This window comes from Microbacterium maritypicum MF109 (assembly GCF_000455825.1).
Taxonomy (GTDB): domain Bacteria; phylum Actinomycetota; class Actinomycetes; order Actinomycetales; family Microbacteriaceae; genus Microbacterium; species Microbacterium maritypicum_A.
Genome location: NZ_ATAO01000002.1, coordinates 85,683 through 108,430, shown reverse-complemented (window position 1 = coordinate 108,430; position 22,748 = coordinate 85,683). Strand labels below are relative to the sequence as shown.

13 protein-coding genes are annotated in these 22,748 nt (G+C 62.6%); 7 read left to right on the top strand and 6 right to left on the bottom strand.

All coding sequences use genetic code 11. The features are described from left to right. Positions 1-120 precede the first annotated feature (120 nt). Positions 121-549 carry a MarR family winged helix-turn-helix transcriptional regulator gene (locus L687_RS23015; RefSeq protein WP_021198144.1) on the bottom strand — a complete coding sequence of 143 codons (429 nt, stop codon included), beginning with the start codon at positions 547-549 and terminating at the stop codon, positions 121-123. Between the two features lie 449 nt (positions 550-998). Here L687_RS23015 and L687_RS41725 point away from each other — a divergent pair, with 449 nt between their 5' ends. From L687_RS41725 to L687_RS41460, 4 genes are read left to right on the top strand one after another with little or no spacing between them, the layout of a single operon-like run. Then, positions 999-1,736, top strand: coding sequence for a TnsA-like heteromeric transposase endonuclease subunit (locus L687_RS41725; RefSeq protein WP_052514674.1), 738 nt, complete (start codon positions 999-1,001; stop codon positions 1,734-1,736). Next, positions 1,736-3,580 (top strand): integrase catalytic domain-containing protein, encoded by a 1,845-nt coding sequence (locus tag L687_RS41465; RefSeq protein WP_052514672.1) that lies wholly within the window; start codon positions 1,736-1,738, stop codon positions 3,578-3,580. Before L687_RS41725 ends, L687_RS41465 begins: the two co-directional genes overlap by 1 nt. Beyond that, on the top strand, positions 3,553-3,738 hold the full coding sequence (locus tag L687_RS41720; protein WP_021198141.1) for a hypothetical protein: 186 nt from the start codon (positions 3,553-3,555) through the stop codon (positions 3,736-3,738). Before L687_RS41465 ends, L687_RS41720 begins: the two co-directional genes overlap by 28 nt. Then, positions 3,735-4,760 (top strand): ATP-binding protein, encoded by a 1,026-nt coding sequence (locus L687_RS41460; protein ID WP_021198140.1) that lies wholly within the window; start codon positions 3,735-3,737, stop codon positions 4,758-4,760. The genes L687_RS41720 and L687_RS41460 overlap by 4 nt, the downstream gene beginning before the upstream one ends. A gap of 1,924 nt (positions 4,761-6,684) precedes the next feature. Here L687_RS41460 and L687_RS23000 read toward each other — a convergent pair. After that, positions 6,685-6,969 carry a helix-turn-helix domain-containing protein gene (locus L687_RS23000; protein WP_021198138.1) on the bottom strand — a complete coding sequence of 95 codons (285 nt, stop codon included), beginning with the start codon at positions 6,967-6,969 and terminating at the stop codon, positions 6,685-6,687. A gap of 684 nt (positions 6,970-7,653) precedes the next feature. Here L687_RS23000 and L687_RS22990 point away from each other — a divergent pair. The 3 genes from L687_RS22990 to L687_RS22980 all read left to right on the top strand — a co-directional run bounded on the left by L687_RS22990 (position 7,654) and on the right by L687_RS22980 (position 11,739). Then, positions 7,654-8,037, top strand: a complete 384-nt coding sequence (locus tag L687_RS22990; RefSeq protein WP_021198136.1) for a hypothetical protein — start codon at positions 7,654-7,656, stop codon at positions 8,035-8,037. A 265-nt stretch (positions 8,038-8,302) separates the two neighbouring features. Continuing rightward, positions 8,303-9,754 carry an ATP-binding protein gene (locus tag L687_RS22985; protein WP_021198135.1) on the top strand — a complete coding sequence of 484 codons (1,452 nt, stop codon included), beginning with the start codon at positions 8,303-8,305 and terminating at the stop codon, positions 9,752-9,754. Then, complete coding sequence (locus L687_RS22980) at positions 9,751-11,739, top strand: Druantia anti-phage system protein DruA (protein ID WP_021198134.1); 1,989 nt, start codon at positions 9,751-9,753, stop codon at positions 11,737-11,739. The genes L687_RS22985 and L687_RS22980 overlap by 4 nt, the downstream gene beginning before the upstream one ends. On the opposite strand, the gene L687_RS22975 is transcribed toward L687_RS22980, so the two are convergent. The 4 genes from L687_RS22975 to L687_RS22960 are packed head-to-tail and all read right to left on the bottom strand — an operon-like array spanning position 11,736 to position 22,478. Beyond that, positions 11,736-12,965 (bottom strand): RecB family exonuclease, encoded by a 1,230-nt coding sequence (locus L687_RS22975; protein ID WP_152525832.1) that lies wholly within the window; start codon positions 12,963-12,965, stop codon positions 11,736-11,738. The two genes, L687_RS22980 and L687_RS22975, sit on opposite strands and share 4 nt — an antisense overlap. Next, positions 12,962-18,535: a DEAD/DEAH box helicase gene (locus tag L687_RS22970; RefSeq protein WP_021198132.1), complete on the bottom strand. Its 5,574-nt coding sequence runs from the start codon at positions 18,533-18,535 to the stop codon at positions 12,962-12,964. The genes L687_RS22975 and L687_RS22970 overlap by 4 nt, the downstream gene beginning before the upstream one ends. Then, complete coding sequence (locus L687_RS22965) at positions 18,532-19,620, bottom strand: hypothetical protein (RefSeq protein ID WP_021198131.1); 1,089 nt, start codon at positions 19,618-19,620, stop codon at positions 18,532-18,534. Before L687_RS22965 ends, L687_RS22970 begins: the two co-directional genes overlap by 4 nt. Then, positions 19,620-22,478, bottom strand: a complete 2,859-nt coding sequence (locus tag L687_RS22960) for a hypothetical protein (RefSeq protein ID WP_021198130.1) — start codon at positions 22,476-22,478, stop codon at positions 19,620-19,622. The genes L687_RS22965 and L687_RS22960 overlap by 1 nt, the downstream gene beginning before the upstream one ends. Between the last annotated feature and the right edge of the window lie 270 nt (positions 22,479-22,748).

Genomic DNA, 22,748 nt, shown 5'->3' with positions numbered 1-22,748 from the left:
CGTGATGGGCGGAGAGTACGCCGTCGGGAGGAGATCTCGTGGCCCCGCATCCGCCCGACGCGGAGATCTCCTCCCGAGGGGGTGGAGCTGGAGGGGGTGGAGCTGCGCGGACGCGGCGTATCAGCGAGCGCGGAGCTTCTCCGCGAGGTCGCGCAGGGCGCGCAGCTCGTCGTCGTCGAGACGGGACATGCGGTCGGCGATCGAGCGTCCGTGCACGGTGGCGAGCGAGCGGAAGGCCCGGGCCCCCTCGTCCGTCGCCCGGATCAGCGCACCGCGACCGTCGTCGGGGTCGGCGCACTTCGCCACGAGTCCTCGTGTGACCATGCGGTCGACCAGGCGCGAGACGCTGGGCTGGCTGATCAGCATGTTCGAGGTGATGTCGCGCAGCCGCGCGGTCATGTCGGGGGAGCGGGTGACGGTGAGCAGCACGTCGTACTCTGCCTGCGCGATATCGCTGTGCTCGAAGTCGCTCATCATCTCGGTGAACAGCTCGTGCTGCGCGCGGAACAGGCTCTCCCAGGCCTCCAGGGCGAGCTTGCGATCGGTCATCCTCACAGAATAGTGCGAACAGTAAAGGGCCGGTCGGAGAGGCTCCCGACCGGCCCTTGTCCCTTGCACCAAGAGTGTCCTGCAATCACATGCGGTGGATGCCACAGCAAACATTCACCGTGCGATCACTGTATAACGGCGAGATAACGAATGCAACGGTTTGATCACGGAAAGTTCTCGATCTCAGGCGACGGTGTCCGATCTCACGAAAAGTGTCGGAGTCTCATGCGAACTGTCGGAGGGTCTCACGAAGGTGTCGGAATCTCACCCCACGTGTCGGGCGCCGCGGCGTGTCGACGAGGCTGGTTGGGCACCAGACGTACCCTGCTCGTGAGTAGATCCCCAGTCGGGTGATCTTTGTCAAGGCTCAGGACATAGGCCAGAACCGCTCCCCAGGAGAGAGGCTGACTGCCGAATAGGACGTATCCGTCGATGTCGATTGGATCCCTATGGACCTGACCCTGCAGTGGCCGACCCCTCTCGCTCCCGGAGTAGGCGTGACGCGAGCGCGCGTCGAGTACCGTCTCGATGGCGTGCAACTGGAGCTCGACGCCGTCGATTGCGATGACGTCCCCTTCGAACGAGGCGACCCTGCTCGGACTTTCCCTAGTTGGCGACTCAAACGGCATCACGACGGCTACCACTGGATGGGCGCGCTCGGCTCGTCGATCGGCTTCGAGTCTTTGACCGAGCGAGGCTGTCTCATCGAGTTGGACCGCACGCCGGGTGTTGTTGCAGTCGCGAGTCAGCCGATGTGGATTCGATGGGTCACTCCCGACGGCCTGCGCGAGCATTACCCGGACTATTTCGTGCGTCTGGACGACGGGACGGCCGTGCTGATGGACGTCAAACCTGCGGCTCGGATCGACGACGACGTCAGGGCGCAGTTCGACATGACTGGGCAGTTCGCCGCTGAGCGCGGATGGCGGTATGTCGTCTATGACGCCGAATCACAGATTCGAGAAGCGAACCTGCGATTCCTCGCGCCGTTCCGAGGCAGCGCGAGCACTGAGGAACTGCCGGGGCTGCCGGAGGACGGGTTGCCTTTGGCCGAGGCTGCTGCGTTGCTCGGCGTCGGATCCGAGGGATATGCGCGTTGCTACGCGCACCTCTGGTCGGGGCTCCTCGAGACGGATCTCGAAGAGGCACTCAGTACCAAATCGATCGTGTGGGAAAGGAGAGCGTGATGCGTATTGCAGTCGGCGGGTCGCTCATGTGGCGTCAACGTCAGTACACGGTTCTCTTCATCGAGAGAGACTCCGCGACGCTCCGAGACGATGACGGCGGCGAGGTCCAAGTCGCCCTAGACGAGCTTGGACGTGATGCAACACCGCTACTGACCGATACCTCCGGCCTCCGGCACCTACCGCTGCGAGTGGAGGACATCGTGCCAGATATGGATCCCTGGCTTCAGGCATGCATCCGCATCGAGGCTTCACGCGACAAGGTCGCGGTCGGGAAGGCCGTCGAAACCGAGCGTCAATTGTTGGAGGCACGGCTCGGCAAGCCTGTCTCCACGCGCGCCGTAGAGCGCCGACTCAAGGAGTTCCGAGCCCGGGGGACGACCAACGCAGGTAATCGTGCACCACGCAAGAGCAAGTGGGATCCGCGCCTCATCGAGGCCATCAACTTCGTCCTGGAAGGGAAGAGTCGCTCCTCGACCGTGAGCCAAACGACCGCGATCGAGCAGATCACGCGGCGCGTCCAACGTCTGCATGGCGATTCGGTGAAGCTGCCGAGTCGTGCGACGTTCTTCCGGCTTCTTGAAGCAGACGATCGTGGGCAATTCACTTTCGGATCGGCCAAGACTCGCGAGTCGCTGGCTCTGCAGCCCGACGGGAAGTTCGGCACCCGCACGGCACTTCGCCCCGGTGAGCTTGTCGAGATGGACTCCACTCGGATAGATGTCATGTTGCGGACCGATGAAGAAACGGTCGGCCGGCCCGAGCTGACGATTCTCATTGACGTGGCGACGCGGTCGATCCTCGCCGCGATGCTGCGCCCGGAGGGCACGAAGAGCGTCGATCTGGTGGCGGTTCTTGCACGTGCGCTGGTGCCATACGGCCGCCGCATGGAGGGCGCTCGCGAGACTAGGCAACTGATCTCGACGGCATGGTCTGAAGACCAGCTGATCGGTCAGGAACGTTTCGAGCGGCTGCGTCTCGCTCAGCCATACGTGTTCCCGGACACGATCACGACGGATCGTGGACGCAACTACTTGTCGCGTCATTTTCGGGCGGCATGCGAAGCGTTGAAGATCTCGCTGATCACCTCGGCGCCGCACACGCCGACGGACAAGCCGTACGTAGAGCGAGCCTTTGGGGCAATCAACTCAATGCTGCTGCAGCACGTGAAGGGATACGTCGGTCGTAGCGTCGAACATCGCGGCCGTGACGTGGCCACGGCGTCTGCCGAACTACTGACCATCGCTCAGGCCCAGGAGCTCATCGAGGACTGGATTGCGGTGGAGTGGCAGAACCGTCCGCATGACGGACTGCGCGACCCGCTGCATCCGCGCATCAAGATGTCGCCGAACGAGATGTGTCGGGCGTTCCGTGCGTACGTGCCCGAACTCCATGTACCGCTGACTCGAGATGACTACATCGCGCTGCTACCTGTCGCTCACCGAGTTCTCAACCGATATGGCGTGCGCATCGACAATCGGATCTACAACTCCGAGCGGCTCAAAGGCCTGTGGAGGCGCAAGTCTCCTGACAAGGCGAAAAAGGTCGATGGCCGATCCGCGTGGACCCCTACAACCTGCACGTCGTCTGGCTCGAACGAGACGGCGAGTTCATTCCGCTGCGATGGACGGACAAGGTCCATGAACTCCCGCTGCTCGGTGATGTATGGCGGTACGCCCGCACCGAGTTCTCCAGTCGTGTCGCCGATCTTGACGAGGAACGTCGGGAGCTTGCCATGGCGATCAAGGCGTTCGCCGGGCAAGGGAATCCAGCACCACGGAACACCAATCAGAAGCGAAGTGCGCGACAGCGTGCGCGGATGGCGGCGATCGCTGACGACCCGATGAACCTCACGAGCGTGAAGAGTCACGAGGCCGAGGACGCGTCTACCGACGTCGTCGAGTCAACGGTCAAAGGCGCGACCGTCGACGAGTGGCCGAACACCGGCGGTTTCCCGTTCATTGGCGAGATGCTGGATGAGGTGCGGGGGAGACTCGACGAATGATCGAGATCGCCACCAAGGAAGGTTGGCGCGAGCACGTTGACACCGTGTACCAACGGCCGGCGCCGATCACGTTGAAGGATCTTCGGGCCTTGAGCTTCGGAGACCGCGCGTTGTACAACCAGGCCCGCGCCCGGTACTCCCAGGCCGGCGCGTTTGTGCGGACGCCGCAGTTCCAGGTGTTTCAGAATGCCGTGCGCGATCGCGTCATGCTCAATACCTACCGGCGAGTTGGCAAGCTAGGCCTGATTCTTTCGGGAGAGCCGGGCCAGGGCAAGACCACCTCGCTCGTCGAAGTCGGTCGCGCGCACGAGCGCCGGCGGCGAGACACTGGCCATCCAGCAGCGGGGCCGGGCAAGATTCCGGTCGTCTACGTCGCGGTGCCGGCTCAGTGCTCCGCCAAAGCGCTGATGCACGAGTTCGCCCGGTTCTTGGGCATTCCCGTTCTTGGCCGAGTGACCTACGGCAATTTGCTGGACGCTGTGGCAAACGCGCTCCGCCGGTGCGCGACTGAACTCGTTCTGATCGACGACGTGCATCACCTTGACCTCAAGTACCGGCAAAACATCGAGGCATCGGACATGCTCAAGCAACTGTCGGAGCGATGCGGAGGCACCTTCGTCTATGCCGGAATCGCCGTCGAAGGTACCGGGCTTCTCGATGGTGAGCGGGGCGGTCAGATCGGGAAGAGATTCGAAGTGCACGTAGCTGTGCCGTTTCCACTGAACACAGCCGATGAGAAGGCTCGCTGGGGCGACCTCCTTCTCGCGATGGAGAACTCGCTGTGTCTGGTCGAGCAACGCCCGGGTTCAATCCTTCCCGCGGCATTGTCGCTCCACTCGTTGACCGGCGGTGAGATCGGTCTGCTCAAGGATCTGCTGCAGTTTGCTGCTCTCAGGGCGATGGAGGACGAAACGGAGACGCTTGATCTGTCGGGATTCGAGCGTGAACTTCGCCGTCGTCAAGCGGCCGCGACGATGTACGCCAAGCCGCGCCGATCGCGAACACCCGTGGGTTCGGCATGACCTTGCTGCGCGGGCTTCCGATCGCTGTTCGCCTCTACCCGGGTGAGACGCCAGTGAGCTACTGGGCGCGGCTCTGCGCTGCCAACGCGATCGGCCAGAAGGACCTCTGGTTGGCGTTGCGCCACGATGACCCCGCACTTCCTATCCGGGTGACGCCGAGAAGCGCCCTCTGGCAGATTGAGGCCTTGGGTCGTCTCCCCGAAGGCGCCCTGCTCCGAGACTCCGGCGGTCGCGGTTGTGATCACGGAGGAGCAACGCGCCAAGTGGAATGTCCGAGTTGTCGCATGATTCCGGCAGCAGTAGCGCTCTGCCGGCGGTGCTCAGCAGGCGAGTTGATCACAGTGGCGCGCATGCACGGTCCGATCTGCGTGCGCCATCGAAGGTGGCACGGTAACGGTCGTGACATCGGCCTATCGGGAAGATCTAAACAGGTGGTCGCGCAACGCATACTCAACGGCTCTCTCACCCTTCGCGGCGTGCCGTACAGATCACCTGAAGTAGAGGCAGCCACGGAGTTATTGCAACTGGGCAACGCTGAGGCTGAGAGCGCAGCGGACCCGCTGGATAACGAGATCCAACTGTTTCCGCGGCGGATTTCGCTGACGGCCGTGCTCGCCGACGCCCGTCTCGCAAACGTCCTGATGCCGCATGGCCTCGGAGGGTACGCGCTCGCAATGCTGTTCGATCGCCTTGTCGCCACGCACGCTGCGGGGCGGCGGGCCGTCGAGGGCCTCCTCGACGGGTTGAGGATTCAAGGACGTGAGCTCTGGAACGGAACATCCGCAGTCCCTGTGCAGGGTGGTTGCGTGCTTACGCCCTCTGCCAAGCGCATGCTCCCGAGGGCCAAGACGATTCGGGCGCGGGTGCTGCATCATCGGGTCGAACTGGGTCCAAGGTAATTGTGCGAGCTCTTCCGTGCCGGGTGATCCCGCTACCCGGCGAGACACCAACAGGTTTTCTCGCCAGACTTGCGGCTGCCAACGCCATCGATGCTATGGCTCTCGCGAACTACATCCTGCGCGAGGCTGGCACGAAATCCATAGGCCCAACGAACCACCTTCTGATGTCGGCCGCGGAAAGTGCTGGTGCACTGCCCCCTGGACATTTCGCACACGACCGTGCTCGTTTCCGGATGTACAGGCGCTGCCACCACGTGGGGTGGAAGCTGCGGCGCTGTGCGAGATGCGACGTCGTTGACGAAGCCCGCTCCGCATGCTCGGTATGCAGCGAGGGAAACGCCACCGAGGTGTTCGGCAGAGGAGGCGGGTACTGCGTTCGGCATCGTCGATGGCACTTCCGTGGCGAAGACAAACTCATCGGCTCTCCAGAGGGATATCGCCGCGCTGAGCAGACGCTGTCGGGTCTCCTGTGGAGTCGTGGGGTGTCGATGCATACGGGCGAACTTGATCTCGCGACTCGCCTGATTCTGGACAGCTGGCAGGAGCCGCCTGAAGCAGAGCGACGCACTGCCGCATGCGTGTACGGGCCGGCTGTCGACTTGTTGGTGACTCTCACTGACGCGGATGTTGTTCTGGGGCTGACCGCCCTAGCTGAGAGGGATACTCGACAGATCGAAGGACTGATCGGACTCGTCGTCGGCGCTGGCGGAGGAAGCCGGACACCAGAGTTGGAAACGACGGCAATTGCTGTGGTGAGGGTGCATCGCGCCGCAATGTGCACCGCGATCCAGATGCCGAGATCGAGTGGGGCGACGACATCGAAGGCGCCCTTCGAGAAGGGGATAGCGGAAGCGGCGTACCGTGAGAAGGCGGTACTCCTTCGCCATGTCACTCGCTCAGGCCGACGAGTGGACGTCGGGGAGCGAGCCGTGCGAGCGGCCCCTGCATCCCGCGTCGTATCCCAACGCATTATTCCTGGTTGGGCGGACAACGTCCCGTGGATGAAACACCTGGCGGGTAAGCGCTCAGCGATTTCGGAAATCGGGGGCGTCGTCGGGGACCAGGTCGACCAAAGCGACACCAAGCACCTGCGTGAGAGCGAGCAGGGTCCGCAACGTCGGGTTGGCGGGATGGCCCGGGCGTGACTCACCCTTCTCGTACTTCTGGTAGGTGTATCGGGTCAGCCCAGCGCGGTAGGCCACGTCTTCCTGGCTCAGATTCGCGTTGTCGCGAGCGGTGCGAAGGGAAGTCGCGAAACGCTGGGCGAACGAAGCCCATTCTGCTTCGATGTCATCGTTCCGCTGCCGCACCTATCAAGAGTCGAGACAGTCGCACCCGCACATGGCCTAATCCGTATGGCATAATTCGGGAGGCCATACGAAACAATCATCGACTCCGTCGGATCGCTCCGCTCTCCTCTGCACGTGTGCTGCCGATCCCGACATCGAACAGTCGCGTCGCGGAAACGGCTCGCGTGTACGACCGTGAAGGCGATGGCTGAATGTCCGAGGCGTACCCGATCTGGTGGCGTGGAATCGCGACGCCTCCCCCTGCCGAGTGGGCCTACGTGTTTGAAGCGTTCACCGGAGAGGACACCGCCGGAGAATGGGCATTGGCGGCAGCGATCTTCATCGCGCAGACACGGCGGAGGACCGGAACCGGTCCGACGTTCGCGGAGTTGTTCAAGCACCTTCTGCCAGACACTGATGGGCTCCCTGCCCGGTTCCCCGAGGGGCTTGAGCACATTGAGCGACGCCGCGCAATCGCCGGCTTCCGAGGACACGTAACCGTCGAGTGGAGACGACGCGGGATGCTGAGCTTCGACAAGGGTATGACTCGGAGTCTGCGCGTCGGAAGGGAATTCCGGAGGCGCTCCCGTCAGCGCCAGCAAGACCTGGCGCGACAGAACACGCAAGTGACGGCCAGTAGGTGCGAGATGCCCGGGGCTGTTGGCTGGGATGTGGATGTCACGCGACCGGAGGCCGAGCTTAGCCATGACTGAGGTGTTCCCACCCGAGCTTCAGCGCATCATCGACCGGTTTGCGCCCGGCTGGCCGCCGGTCTTGGAAGTGGCTGCCGGATGGCATCCGTTGCTTGTCGGGCTCGATCAAACCCTCGCGCTGATCGCGCCCGCCTACATCGTGCACCAGGTCAAGTCGAAGTTCGGATCGTTGAGTTTCCACGCTTCACCCTCCGAGGATCCGTACGAGTACGACGAGGAGTTTCACGAGGCGATACGCGCCGCCGAGTGGCGAAGCATCGAGACTTGCGAGGTATGCGGGGCGCCCGCGAAGCAGTATGTGATCCGGCTGTGGGTGAATACCCTCTGCGACAGGCACCTCTGGGAAGCCATTGACGCGGATCCTGGCCTCTCTTGACTTCCAGGCCGAGGGGCCCCGCAGATGTCGCGCGAACGCTTCGGCTGGCGGTCTCATGAACGAGTCTGCTGAACGGATGGGAACCCCGGCGAGATGGCGCCGAATGGCGGCTAAATCTGCGCGACACAGATCGAGCACGTCGCAACCGCTGACGCGACTCTGGGATCGAGCCATGTTGTTGCGATTCTCGTGGGAATGCGCTCGCCCGAGGTGTGTGCGGCGAGCTACCCTAGACCTAGGACTTTCGCCAGCATAGGGAGCCGAAATGGGCCGCAAACAGGGCAGCACAGTCGACTTGCTGGTGCCAGCCAACTTCATCCGCGCAATCCGCGAGTCGGGCTACGTCAGCCTTTCCACGGCGCTCGCGGAACTCGTAGACAACTCAATCCAAGCGAATGCCGCTGTCATCGACATCGCAATCGGTCGATCTGGACCAGATGCGCTGCCGTGGATCAGTGTTGAGGACGACGGTCGTGGCATGTCGGACGAGGAACTGATCACCTGCCTGCGATTTGGTGGGTCATCTCGTTTCGACTCGCGTTCTTCGTTCGGGCGGTTCGGCATGGGGCTGCCCGCTGCGTCGCTAAGCCAGGCTCGACATATCGAGGTGGCAACCTGGCGACCGGGCACCCCGGCGCGCGCGGTTCACCTGGATGTTGATGCGGTGGCGCAGGGCGAAGAGGCATCCTTGTCGGCGGTTGACGGGCACGGAGGCGTCGCGCCATCTGGGTGCCGCGTCACGTGGAATGAGTGCGACCGGATCGAGTACCGACGTCTGGCGTGGCTGGAACGTGCGCTCCACCGAGACCTCGGCCGAATGTTTCGCAAGTTCCTTGATCGTGGCACGACCATGCGGATCAACGGACATGAGGTCGACCCGGTTGACCCATTGCTACTCAACACGACGGTTAGCGGTCACTCCGCTCGCCTCGCGTTTGACCCGCTGCGATACGAGATCTCCACCGCCACCGGTGAGACGAGTTGCGTCACTGTTACGTTCGCAATGCTCCCAGTTGCTCGTTGGCATCACCTCGACAACGCTACGAAGCGGCGGGTAGGAGTCGTCGGTCACGGCGGGGTTTCGATCCTGCGAGCGGGGCGAGAGATCGCCAGTGGGTGGTACCTCATGGGCGGCAAGCGGAAAGAAAACTACGACGACTGGTGGCGATGCGAGATTGAGTTCGATCCTGCACTTGATGAGGACTTCGGGATCACGATCAACAAGCAGGGTGTTCGCCCCTCAGCCGCCTTGCGAGAGGCACTAGAACCCGAGCTTGAATCGATCGCCCGCATCCTCAACGCTCGTGTTCGTCAGGCATTCGAGGAGGTAAAATTCGAGGCGGCCGTCCAAGGATCCTGTCGCATCGCGGGCGCGGCTGACGCCGATTTGCCGGTGATCCGCACCGCAGGGCGCGCGACCGGTGCTCTGAGCTACCGCCTGGGAGCTGACCAACTAACGGGAGAGTCGATGTTTGAATTGACGCTGAAGCAGCGCCGCATCGACGTCACCTTGAACACCGACCATCCCGCATTCAGCGCGCTCTACCGCCCGCTCCAGGAACTGGGAGAGTCTGGTACCCCCGTGCGAACTGCCCTGGAACTCATGTTGCTTTCCTTCGCCCGATCAATTGCATCCATGGATGTCACTACGCGGGAGCGCCAGGAACTACTCCAGACCTGGGGTGCGACGTATGGGCGAATGCTGGCCAAGTCATGACCGCAGCAGATGATTCGACGTTCCTCAACATCTCGCTCCCAACCGGCACGCCGAAAGCAGAGCGTGTTGCCTTCCTCCGTCTCTGTACAGCACTGGCGACCGCGAGTCTCGATCCTGCTGACGCCATTGACCGCAACTTGTGGTTCGCCGAGGCTGGTTTGGGAGACCTGTACAACAAGCCGACCTTGGCGGCAGCCGCCAACACCCTCATCGACCTTGTAGAGCAAGGCTGGACTCTCTCAACCGCGTACAAGCATGGCCCACTCCTCGCTCCGCCGCCCTCGAACGCGGATCCGGTGGTTGAGAAGGCCCGAGTTCGTCGCCAGGAGCACCTTCGCCGCGATCCTCAGCTCAGAAAAGCCAGCGTCCGTCGCTTCGTTGAGGGCATGGAGAAGCCCCGCGAGTTCAAGGGCAAACTGGTCACTGTCTTCAACTTGATGCGTGACGGTCGTGAACTCGCGGACTCATTAACGACGGCACCGGACCCCGGTTCGGTGATCCGCCCCTACATCCAGATCGTCGATGGAAGTAGGTGTGAGCGCACCGGCTATCTTCTGCACGATATCTGGCGGTACTTCCGGCACACGTGGTCGAACGCCTACTCCACGGTGCCCGGGCGCTCTATGCCAATCTTGATACGCGATGCGGCCACGCCACACCATGCGGTCATCGGGTTGGCAGCGATCTCCAGCCCGGTCGTTCAAATCGCTGAGCGCGACGAATGGATCGGCTGGGGCACCGACACGTTCCTTGAAGAGGTTCGTAAGGCTCCTTCTGATGAGATCGCCGCGTGGCTCGCTGGCAGAATCGACGCGCAGCTTGGGGAGATCTACCTTGAGGATCTTCTAGCCGACAACGTTCTTCAGCCGACCGATCTGCATCACCCGACCAACGAGGCGATCGCCATGCTCCGGGCTGATGCCGAGCGTCACCGCCAGAAACACCATCGGACTCCACTCAGTGAAGTGCGGCAGATAGAACAGGATCCCTGGGTCCAGCGGGCCACCTCCCACCTGTTCCGCAGTAAGCGTGCAGCAATGCTGGCTGACACGCTTGAGGCCTCCCGTACCCTCCGGCCATTCTTCTCGCCGAAGCCGGCAGCAGATGGCCTCTGCCAAGCGCTGAGTGACACCAAAGCGAAAGTGCAACTCCGCCGCTTGATTCGCCGAGCACGTGGCGAACGAGTCGGCACTGTGATTGCCGACCTAACCGTCTGCGGCGCTGTCGCTCCATACAACGCTCTGGCCGCAGGCAAGTTGGTCGGCGCCCTGGCCGTATCCCCCAAGGTCATCGCTGCCTATCGCGCCAAATACTCCCGGCCGAGCGACATCGCTTCTTCGATGGCCGGTCGGCCGATCGAACGCGAGTCGCGACTCTCCTTCATCAGCACCACCTCGCTATATGGCAGCGGCTCCAGCCAGTACAACCGGCTCCGTTGGCCGGCCGCCGTAATGGGGGGACCGAACGATAAATGGATCAGCTTCACCGAACTCGGCCGATCCCGCTCCTTCGGAACGTCGCACTTCACTGACGAGACGGTCGATGCGTTGGTTCGGTTGTCCCGAGTCAAGGGCGCGGTCGTCCGGGTCAACAGCGTGTTCGGCGAAGGTGTCAGCCCGCGTCTACGAAAGGTACGTCTCGGCTTGGCTGCCCTTGGGTGGCCGAGTAGCGAGTTGCTGAAGCATGGCCGGGAACGGATCGTCTATGGCATCAAGCTGGTTGAGAACCTCCGTGATTACTCGCTCGGGATTGATCCTGCTCCTGAGTACCTTTTGGATCCGGAGCAAGCGGATGAGACATCCGTTGGCGTTTGGTGGTTCGAACGGTGGGGGCAGCGACGGGCAGTCCAGCCTGCTGTGCTTGAGAGCATGCGTCGCCACCGGCTAGTTCGCCCGATCAGCCACGGAGCTCGCGTCCCCTTGCCGACCGATGAGACCGACACCACTCCCACGGAATCGATGTTCTTCTCCGCCGACAGTTCCTAAGCCGACTCGACCCGAAACGCCTCAGTCGCCACGGTCAGAGACCCGATTGACCAGGCCACCTGCGGGTCGGTATCACGACGCAGTCCCAGGAAACGGAAACGTTCTCCCGACGCGAACGGTGGCGTAGATGTGCTGGTACGAAGTAACAGGTCAGGGTGACCAGCGTCGTTTAGGAGCCACCAGCTGCGCTGTCCGTTCTGCTCGCCAATCACACCCTCGTAGTCGAAAAACTCCCCTTGCCCGACGTGGGAAAGTTTCGGAGCGATAGTGATCCAGTAGCTGGCGCAAAGGTGACGTACCGCGCAGTGGCGGCAGTTCTTCTGACTAGGCTTCGCGACGGGGTCGCCCGAGGCAATCTCCCTGTCTGCATCGGCGATCTTGGTAGCGAACTCATGGGACAGCGCGATCAGTTGGTCCGGATCCGGAACGCCGACAGTCACATCGTGGTCGCGGTAGGCCGCAGTGAGACTGGTGACGTCCCGTCCTCGCGGATTGACTTTGTCGTCTGCTCCCCAAAGCCAGGCATAGAGCCGCAATTGGTCCGCGTGGCCGTCAGACTCGCCGCCAGTCTTGTAGTCGATGATGTTGATCTGATCGCGTGAGAGCGTCAGCAGATCAACCCGCCCATACAGCCGCTGGCGCTCTGCGACCAGCTCAACCTCTGCGTGTGATCCCTCTCCGAGTTCGCGGCGCACAATCGCTCGCGGCTCAACATTGCCGGAGCTGAAGGTAGCACGCCGTGCACCGGGCACGAACCTCGTGCGACTGAGGTACGTCTGTACCTGTGCCCGAGCATCGGCGACCTGGGCTTCTAGGTCGATTGCAATCCGGCGCTGGCGATCTTTGGACAGGCGCATATTGTCCTTCAGCGGAGCGAGCTGCCTAGCGACCTCCCTCTCAACTACCGACGTGAATCCACCGAGATCGCGGATTACGTTGGCTGCTGATTCGGCCTGCGGCGACTCCACGCCCGCTTCAGCCATCGCCTTGACTACAGTTTCCAAGACCCCGTGCACGACGTTGCCGAACAACGCCGAAACCGATGGCAACGACGGGTAGCCCTTGTGGTCCCCCAGATCCGGGTAGGTTGCTCGCTGCAGGCAGTACCGCAGCGGACAAGCCGTTGCTTCTTCCAGCGTCGAGTAACTCCAGCGGGCGGGCTGGGCTGCCAACATCGCTCGGCTGGAAGCGATGCCGGTAGCGAAGGTGCGCGGCGATTCCGTCAAAGCAGAATCTTCTCAACGGCAAGGCTGGCATTTGGCAAGCTCCGTGAGATCTCGATGTCATCGACCAGTCGGACCGGAATAACCGCCTGGTTCTCCTTAGCATCGTTTAGCAAGTCATCGGAAGCTAAATGCGGCGTCAGCGGGCTGTGCACTCCGAAGATGAACCTCCGGTCGCCCTTCGTCGCCAGAATCGGCGCGGTCACTGTGCCAATGCCGGGGATACTGACCTCGACGTCCCGCTCGAACTCGACCCCTGAAATGCCGCGTCCCTTGAGGTCGCCGTAGAGCCGTCCGATTGACAACTCCAGTCGCGATTCGTCGAGCGTCGGGGCGGTGCCATACAGGAGGTACCGCAGCAGACCTGCCCCAACCTTGCGGTCTAGGAGTCCATGCTCGAAGCGGTTGCGGAAGCTGCGGATGCATCGATAACAGGACTGGTCGCAAGCGGCAGGGCAGTTCTCCAAGCGCTTGAGGGTCTCCTCCAGAACCTGAATGCCTAGTTCCTCGACGCGACGGGTGAATCCCGCGCCACCAGCCAAAGTGTCGTAGAGGTAGATCTCAGCCTCCAGCCCAGCAGCTCCGCCTGGCGTGAGAGCCGGACGGAACTCCGCCTGGAGCTCGGTCGCCTCGATGTCGAGCAGTTGAGTCGCGGCGATGGTCATAGCCTCGGCGATAGTGCGAAGCGCCACCTGTGTCGACAAGAACTGCGGAGCCAAACGAACTGGCGAAGCCACCTTTAGCCGGACCAGTAGAACATCAGTAATGAAGTCCGTCCCCAGTGCCAGACCCCGCCACGCCGAGTTCCCAGAACAGTCCTGCTCGTTCGGGTCTGGGAATGGCTTCTTGTGCTGCCCCACTACCGTTCCTGTGGGGAGAGCGGTCGGCTCGATCTTGCCGCACTTGAAGCAGTAGGTGTAGCCCTCGTTGCCGGGACCGGTGTTGGTGACGATCAATGTCTCGCGGTGATAGGTCTGTCGGATTCGGTCGGTCACCTCATCCCAAGCCGACTCGTCATCTGGTCCTGGAGCGACCAGCTTGGCGCGAGTGGCATAGCTACGGGCCGGGGCGTCATCAGGGCTAGTTCCCTCGGTCTCGTCGGCCGGGTGCGCGAATCCTGGCGGACGCATCCAGGCCATCGCCTCTCCAAACGAACCTTCGGTGCCGCAGGCTTCGCACTCGCGGATCTCACCAGGGTGCGCTTCCTCCTGGTCGTAATACTTGGCGTAGTGGCAGACTCGGCATTCGAAGTAGAGCTTGTGCTCTTGCCATGCCTTGTACCGCTCCGCTTTGACCGGCGAGTAGATCGCCCCGGAGTGCCACTCTTTGTTGTCAATCCACACGTCCTTGCCGGGGGCGTACTGGCTGAGGGCGACGGGAAGTCCCTGGCTAGGCGCGTAGCGGTAGGCAACTCGGAAGGGTTCGGAGCGGTCAACGTCGAAAACGTGAAAGGTTGCTACATCGGTCGGGAAGGCGTATCTCGGCAGCACGCCCTTGTAAAGCAGTCGGTCTAGCAGATTGGTCTGGCTTCGCATCGGACTGGGCTCCTCGGCTCCGTCCTCTGCCGGGCCTTCGGCTTCCGCTTCCTCAGCTTCGGGCATCGAGTCGCCGGCCTCTGGAGGGGGCAGCGTCCCTGCATCTGTCAGATCAAGAGCACTGTCGATCGCAACCAACGTGTTCGAGACGATGCCATCCAGAACCTGCTGACGGCTTGCGGACGGAAGCTCTGAGGGCAACCAATCGTCGATATCCGCCCGGAGCGACGCCTCGTTCTGGTTGAGCCACTTTTCTAGGTCGGTTCGGTTGAGCAGCGACGCGGTGCCCACAAACTCCGGCACTGTGCCAAGCACTTCGAAGAGCTGCGACTTCTGAGTATCGGGGTCGAAGGTGGGCAGCTTGTCCTGGTGGTATCGCTGCAATAGGTATGCGATGACATGCCGTTTGGCGATTTCGTCGTTGTCCATCGTTAGGACCGGGTCGACGACCTTGCCCCGGATCATCTCGGCCGGCTCGCGGAAGTAGTGGTCGTCATGTGTATCGGAGCTTCCGAATGCCACGACGGTTGCGACGGCATTGCCGCGGCGTCCGGCCCGACCAGCTCGCTGTTGGTAGTTCGCTCGGGACGGTGGCATGTTGCGAAGGGCAACCCCGGACAACGCACCGATGTCGATGCCGACCTCCATCGTCGTAGTGCAGGACAGTACGTCGATGGCTGCCCGCTCCTGGGCGCCGGCATTCGGCAATTCAATGTCAATGTCCTGGAACAGCAGCTCGTGCTCCTCCGCCTTGGAGAACACGGCCTCGGACTGGGCCGCGTTCAGCTGTGCGGTGTGCTCGGCCGCGATGATGCTCATTGGCGTTTCGGGGTTATCCCGCAGCGCGCGCACCGTGCTGGCTCGGTAATAGCCTTTACGGGCGCTAAACACCGGATCGCTGTCCGGGTCAATGACTTGCACCTGGTCATCACCACAGCTGACGCACTTGGACGATCCTGGGAACGGCCGCTGGGTGAAACGGCAGCGTTCGCAGTAGCCCCACTCGCCTTCGAGCTCCAGCGCGACTTTGCCGGCCAACAAGTAGTGTTTGTTACCGCCGGCCACCTCGCAGAACCGCTGCTGAAGAACCGGCAGCCACTCCTTGTTGAACTGCCTGACGAGGATCGACGAGTCAAGCCAACGCTCGAACGGCCGGAACTTGCCTGCGTGAGGTCGGACGCCTTCTTTCTTCCCCCGCCAGTCCATCGTCATGTTCGGAAACCAGATGCCGTAGCTCGGCGTGGCCCACTGAGCCAGCCAGACTCGGACTAGAGCGAGCTTTTTCTCATCGGTGTCGGCAACGCCTGGCAGATTCGTAAGATCCGCCAAGAGCCCAGCCCTGTCGGTCTCCCGCTCGCGAAGCGACGCCAAACCCAGCGCTGCTATGCCGTAGTAGCGGTCGATCAGCGTGGAGTAGATCGCCTTCATTAACGACTCGGGCGGGTATACCGCCAGCGACACCAGTTCCATCTGTGCCGCAATGTCGCCTGACAGCGCTCCGGCATCGATCAATCGACCGACGTCCCGTAGGACGGCCATCGACTCACCCTGGCGAAGCTCCGGCCTAAGCCGGACTTTGAGCTTCTTGGCACCGACCAGAGTCGCCAGCACCAACTGGTGCAGGCCGATCTGCTTGTCCATGCCGGGCAACCTGGCGATTTCGCCCCAACCGCGGATGACCAGTGGTCGGATAACGTCCCGCAAAGCGTAGCTTTGCAAATTCGGAGCAAGTCGAGCCGCCACCTGGCGAGAGTCCGAAAACGCCAGCACCTTGCGTCCGCGAAGTGGTGCGAAGTCGCTGTAGGGGCTGGAAGGAGGTTGGACCTCAATCTGCCGGGCGATCAGGGCCTGGAAGGGCTGGTCGCCCTTTGTCTGGTGATCCTGGACCGAGGAACGCCCGAATCCAGCCAGCTTGCGACAAACTCCGCATGGCTTGAATTCTCCGCTGCCAGTGGTCTTGCTATCTCCGTCGTCCTCGTCGTCATCGTCGGTATCGACCACCTCGCCGTTCCGCTTGCCCGGCAGATAGACGCTTCGAGTGCGTGACCCGAGCTTGACCGGGTTGAGCCGCCCAGTGATGAGATCCAGATCGGCGATCTCGGCAGCTTGATCGGGGTCGGGTTCTTCGACCAAAAGATCGAGCGGTTGCAGCTGCGGTACCAGACCTGTGGCGGTCTGGAAGCTATTGCCTGGTTCATGCCAAAGCGACTTCGGGCTGGCCGGGTCGTCTGTGTAGGCACGCAGGTAGGCCGACCCACAGTGCCTGCAGGTGTAGAGCTCGAACACCCGCGCCCCGCACTCACACGTCTCCCGCGGCTGTCCGTAGAGTTTCCCGACCGGTCCCGCGGTGTCGCGGTCGACAGCAGTGCAGTCGGCATCAGCGCACGCCCACAGGCCGGGCAACCCTCGATAAAAGGCGTGAACGCGACAGGGCAGCAGACCAGCATCATCGGCGCTAAGTCTGGCTACACTGCCGAGTGCTACCAGCGCCGTGACGGCTCGATCTGCGGTCTCGCGATCGGCATCCGGGAAGATCTTGCCGCCGAGCTCACCGACGGGCTGGGCTTCCTGCATAGTTTCGTTGACCAGCAGACCCATCGGCTCGTAGTCCGACAACGCCCGGTGCAGCAGAACACCGACCCCGTCGTCCGGGCTGGCCGAGATGCAGCGGGCGTCTAGCAACTCCTGCACGGCCGCAACCCTTTCGGGGTCAGTATTGCCGTCGTAGAAGTCGTCGAGCGGTAGTCCTGCCAGGAGGCTCGCGTCGCTCATCGTCCCCGGTGCCGCAGTCGATCGCAGGTTCAGTTCTCCGGTGACGGTCCGGAACTCCGCGGGATCTTTGCCAGAAAGCTGCGCGGCGAAGGCACTGGCGTAGGCCTGATCGTTGAAGCTCGCGCTTGTGGCAATGACCTGGAGTCTGTCGGCTGGAACGCCCAGCCGGGCTCGAAGCCGACGCAGGAGTAGAGCAACCTCAGCGCCAGCGGCACCGCGGTAGAGGTGTGCCTCGTCGACGATCAGCAGGAACTTCTCGTTCGGGTTGTCCGCCAACCACGCGCGGGTGGCGTCAAACACCGGTCGTTCCAGCGGACGCATCAGCATGTATTCGAGCATCGAATAGTTGGTGATCAGGACGTCCGGCGGGGCCGCGAGAACCTCATGCCGCGTGAGCAGCTCCGAATCGTCGGGCTGCACGATCGCCCGGACGAATTCACCAGAGCTGTTCTTCCATCGGCTTCCCTTGGTCCCGTACCAAGTGCGGAGATCGGGCTTGGCAGGCCACTTGCCGCGCTGTCTCAATTGACCAACCAGCTTGGACGCAGCTTCATGGTGACGAGCATTTGGATCGTCCTGACGGTCCAGCAGGTCGATGTAGAAGTCCTCGACTGACTTGAGGCGTGTCTGGTCGCGCTCCGTCTTGCGGACCCCCGGGTAGAGCGTGCGGCTGGTGTAGCGGGCGAAGCGAGCCGGGCGTCCTGCCCACGACTGGAACTGGTTGGTGACCCGATTGTCGCCCAGCAGCAGCCTGAGACGACCCAGTTGGTCGTTGACCAGCGCATTCATCGGATAGAGGACCAATGCCCTGACTGCTGGACGTGCAAAGGATTGCGGGCTGTTGGCCGCCTCCCGAGCCAGCTTCGCCAGCATTGGCAAAAGGAAGGACTCGGTCTTGCCCGAACCAGTGCCAGTGGTCACCGCCAGGCTCAGACCATCTCGCATAGTCCATTCGAGTGCTTTGGCCTGATGTGTATAGGGCGGGTCGTAGAGCAGTCGCGATCCGCCTACGTTGCTGGCTATCGACGCGAAGAGTTTCTGGGCGGACGGATCGAGCTCCAAGTCTGAGAAGCGGCGGCCGGTCTGGTAGCGAGGTGTGCTCTCGATAAACGGCGCTTGAGAGATGACGCCTTCCTGGTCGAGAATCTCGCGGCGCTGCTCGATGAGCGTCGGATGGCCGATGTGATAGGTCGCTTCGATGTAATCGCGAAGAGCGGACTGAATCTTGGTGATCGTCTCGGCGATGGTTGGTGCTTCTGCAGTCACTGGTTGTCCCCCTGGGTAGTCGTCATCCACAGAGTCCCGGTCACCACTGACTGGAGTTCTGCGAGTGCAGATGCCGGAATCCGGTACGAGAACAAGGCGCCGCGGGACCTATCCACGGAGATTCCGGCCAGTTCAAGGTACCGCTCTACCCAACTGGGCAGCGGCGAGAAGAAGTCGACGATGTACTCGGTAATCGGCGTCGTGCCTGGAATCGGCTGGACCCGATAGCCAAGCGGCGTGTGGCGGGCCGCGTCGATGGCCGCCTGCAAGCGCCAGGCGTCATCACGCGCAGGAGACACAGCGTTGTCTAGTGGTAGGTCGAGCAACTTCTCCGGTGCCCCGTCGACCAGCCGAACAACGCACCAACGGTCGGCGCCGTACGCCTGCGGGCGCCGCCCGACGTAGTCGCCGTTGTCTCCTGATGCCGGCGCGCGCCAGCGTCCCTTGTAGTAGGTCGGCCGAGATCCGGGGTTGATGATGGTCAGCCCGTCGACGAACCCAGCTGCCGGTGAGTTGGCGAGGCGCTGCCGGAACTGGTCGATGAAGTCTTGGGCCGCCACGATTGCGGGCTGGCCGATCCAGTGTTGAACACTGATCTTGTGCAGCCCGGCCGCCCGAAGTCTGCCTTCCGCGTCATCGCCGTCGAGCAAAACCGCCCGAATGTGAGCCTCCGCCTTGACGGCAACATCGGCCGGAACCAGCGCTGCTCCGTGCGGGCGAATGCCTGTCAGGAGAAAGCGGTTAGCTGACTTCGGCACAAAGCTTGGTGGCCCAAGGTACAGCAGGCGAATCTTGCGATCTGAAGTGGCATCGGCCATCTCCAGCAGGTCGCCTCCTGAGACTAATTGATCGATCAAGGCCATAAGGTCATCGCGGGTTGGCGGCTCTGGCAGCACCGGAGTCAACGCCTCGAGCACGGCATCCGTCAAGGCTCGCGGCGTCGTCGGGCATAGGAAGGATGCGGCACGTCGCACCGAAGCGGCAACCGCCTCCGGGTAGTCCAGGCCGAAGCACTCCTCGTCCAGGCCTAAGGCTCGGACCGAGATCATGGCGACCTCGTCTACGGTGCGTGTGGCGATACCCATCAGAACCCCCTAGCCGCTAGCTCGGCTTCACCCATTAGCCGGGTACCGACGACGGCGAATCTGGCGGCACGCAGCAGCGCTGGTGAAGCGATGACTTGCTGCATCAGATAGCCTCGCTCGACTTCCTGCCAGGACAGCACTTGGCTGGGGCGCCCCGCAAGCGACAGAAGAAATCGCGGAGCCGAGTCATGCCCTATTACCCCATTGGCTCGCAATGACCCCTGGATGACCTCGTCAAATCCCGTCAAGAGGGAGGCCGGGTCTTGCCATGCGTAGAGGCTGCGTCCGATCTTCTTCGCCAGACGCGTGTGATCATCGCTGTCTCCAACGAGAGCCTGCACCTCGTCGATCAGACCGAGGGGATCGTTCGAGTTGGCGAGTCTATTCTCAAGGGCTGCCCAGCGGTTTCCACACGCTAGAGAAACCAGCGCACGGGTGATGGCTTCGAGTACGGCGTCCCGATGGTGCTGGGCGAAGATGTCACCGGGCAGGTCGGCCTCTGCCCACCGCCGGTAGTGAAACACCAGTCGAAGGAGTTCCCCCGGAGTCCGCGGTCCGGTCGGGACGTTCGGCCTAACACGAATTCCCAGCAGGTCGTTCGGTCGTGTCGGGAGCAGGATGGTGGCGGAAGCGTCGATCCCCTCTCCACCTTTCGCGGTCAGGAGACCGCCAGTCGCCGGAGCAACTACGTCGGAGTTCGGGTCGAGTTCTTCGAGGGCCACCGGTGTTTCGAACCGGTACAAGAGCACCCGTGTGCCGGGGCTGTCGGTCCTATCGATGAGGTGGGCACGGGTCTGCTCTCGTTCCCGAAGTAGCTGCCACCGCAGGGGCTGGAAGCCGCGATCTGCCCGAAGTGTGGCTTGGCCGACCCCTGCGCTAGACACCGTCAGCTCCAGCGACTCGGCCTGATCGAAGTTCCCGGTGAAGCGGCTGTCGTCGCGGACTTTCTTGGCGACGCCGATCCAATCGGAGTCGAGAAGCGGCAAGGTGATGGGATGCGAGATCTTGGTTAGCTCCCGGTCGGCCTCACCTCGGAGCGATATGGCTAGGTCGACTCGCAGGCCATCAGGCCCCGCGATCGTGACCGCTCCAGGTGCCCAAATCTCGCTCATATTGGGGCGGGCCGGCGATGCCAGCAACCGGATTCCCTCGCCGACCTCGGCAGCGTCGCGGCGCACCTGGGGGTCGCGAATCGTCACCAGCAGCGATCCCTCGGCCAAGGTTTGCTGGGCGACGCCGGTCAACGTGACGCGCAACTCGTGGTCGCCCACCGAGAGATCGTCCAGGGTTAAGTAGAGTTCGCTGCTGCCCTCGGGCCACTCAAGGTTGTATCGCTCGCCGTCCAGACTCAGAGCGCCGCCCGCCGGAACTTGCTCGGCGTGGATGCCGATCAGACCCGGCTCACCAGCAATCCACTCGACAGCTCCTTCACCGTCCCACGAACTTGCCACGATTCCGACTGGACGAATCGCCACGTTGGTGACCACACTCAGCCCGGCAGCTAGGAGGGCATTGGACTCTGCGGCAGTGAGTTGCTCGGGCACGACTAGTCGACTTGCCGCTGCTCCGGCTACGTCAAGCTTGATCGGATCCAGTCCAGGAGCGCCCTCACCTACCCAGCCCTCAGCGTGGACGAGGTAGTAGGTGTTGTCGGGGCGGACCACTTTGCTCTTGACCTCGACAGCCAGGCCAGGTGCCCGCCGCTTAAACAACCAGACCGGACCACGAGAGATTTCCACCTGGTCGCGAAGCAAGGCGTTGACATCGCTACTGCCGTCCTCAAGCTCGATAAATGATGTCTCGGGGTCGGGCCAATGAGTTAGCCGGACCTGCTGGCCTGGCGTCACGAGACGGCCACGAGCCAAGACGATGTCTTCGGCGCCTGCTACGCGCGCACGTCGGGTACGCAGTTCGTCGTAGACGTGGGTCAGTCGGCGGCTCAAACTGCGGAGATCTGGCAACTGGGCGTATGCCCGCCAGCCCGTATCGCTACCCCGCAGGACGAGGCGCGGGTCTGTCGGGTTCGGTAGTCGGTCCCGCTGAGTGCCTGCTCCGGTGCAGGAGGCTCCAGGTTGAAATCCTTGGGCGCGGACTCGACTCGCAGCGTTTCGGGCTCCCTGCAACCAGAACTTGGACTGGCGCTCCTGCTCCAGCCCCTCGACCAGCCGCAGCAGCGTCGAGTGCAGCAGGTAAGGCGATTCTTCGTCCTCACCGGAGAGCAGCGCCGCCGCGACATGCCCGAGTAGTGACGTATTTGAGCAGAAGATGCGGAACCGCTCGGTGTAGCCCCAGGCGCGAGCTGACAAACGCTTGCCAAGGTCTTCCGGCTGCCGGAGCAGTTCGGTGGTCAAGCCCATGCGGAACTCGTAAAGCAGCTGAGCGAGGTGACGCTGCAGATACACCGGTAGAACGGCGTGCGTAATCGGCCAAGCGATGATCGGGAAGTTCTGTGCGAAGCCGCCGGTGGGGATAGCTCCACCGTAATCGGTGCCGAACCTCCGGAACATCGTCCGGATACGGTCCCGATCGCCGTGGACCGCCCAGCCCGGTGTGGCTTGCTCGAAGCTCGGCCAGAATTCGCTGCCCTCGTAGTCGTAGCCGGACTCTGCCGCGTAGACAACGAAGGGCAGCCAGTTTTTCCGCCAGTACAGGGCGCTGAATCCGTGGGTGACCGCGAACCGCACGCTTGCGTTCAGCGCATCGATATCGGTCAGGGAAAGCCCGTGCTCGAGAGCGAACACAGGGGCTTCGGTGGAGAACGCCTGCCTCCGCTGTTTCAACTCGCTGAAGTGAGCGTCGAGACGCGAGTGAAGGACCTCGAGCGCATCTAGAGAGTTCTGTGGCCTCAACTCGGTCATCGCGTCCCCCTCCGCCGTTGATCGGAACCATATCGTGGCCGTGCCGTTGGCACACAGTCTGGCGAAGGCCTCCGACAGTTGCTCGTGCTCGACCCCGACAGAGCTATCAAGGTGTGACGCGGGTTGAGTCGGGCGTGCTAAATGATCAGGCGCCACCTCGTCATCCAGCAGACCCGGCCCACGTCAATGAACTCGGCCATTTCCGCGTCGATCAGTTCCTGATAGAGCGTGTCGGTCGCGACCCGGATCCGTCGGTGACATCGGTGAGTT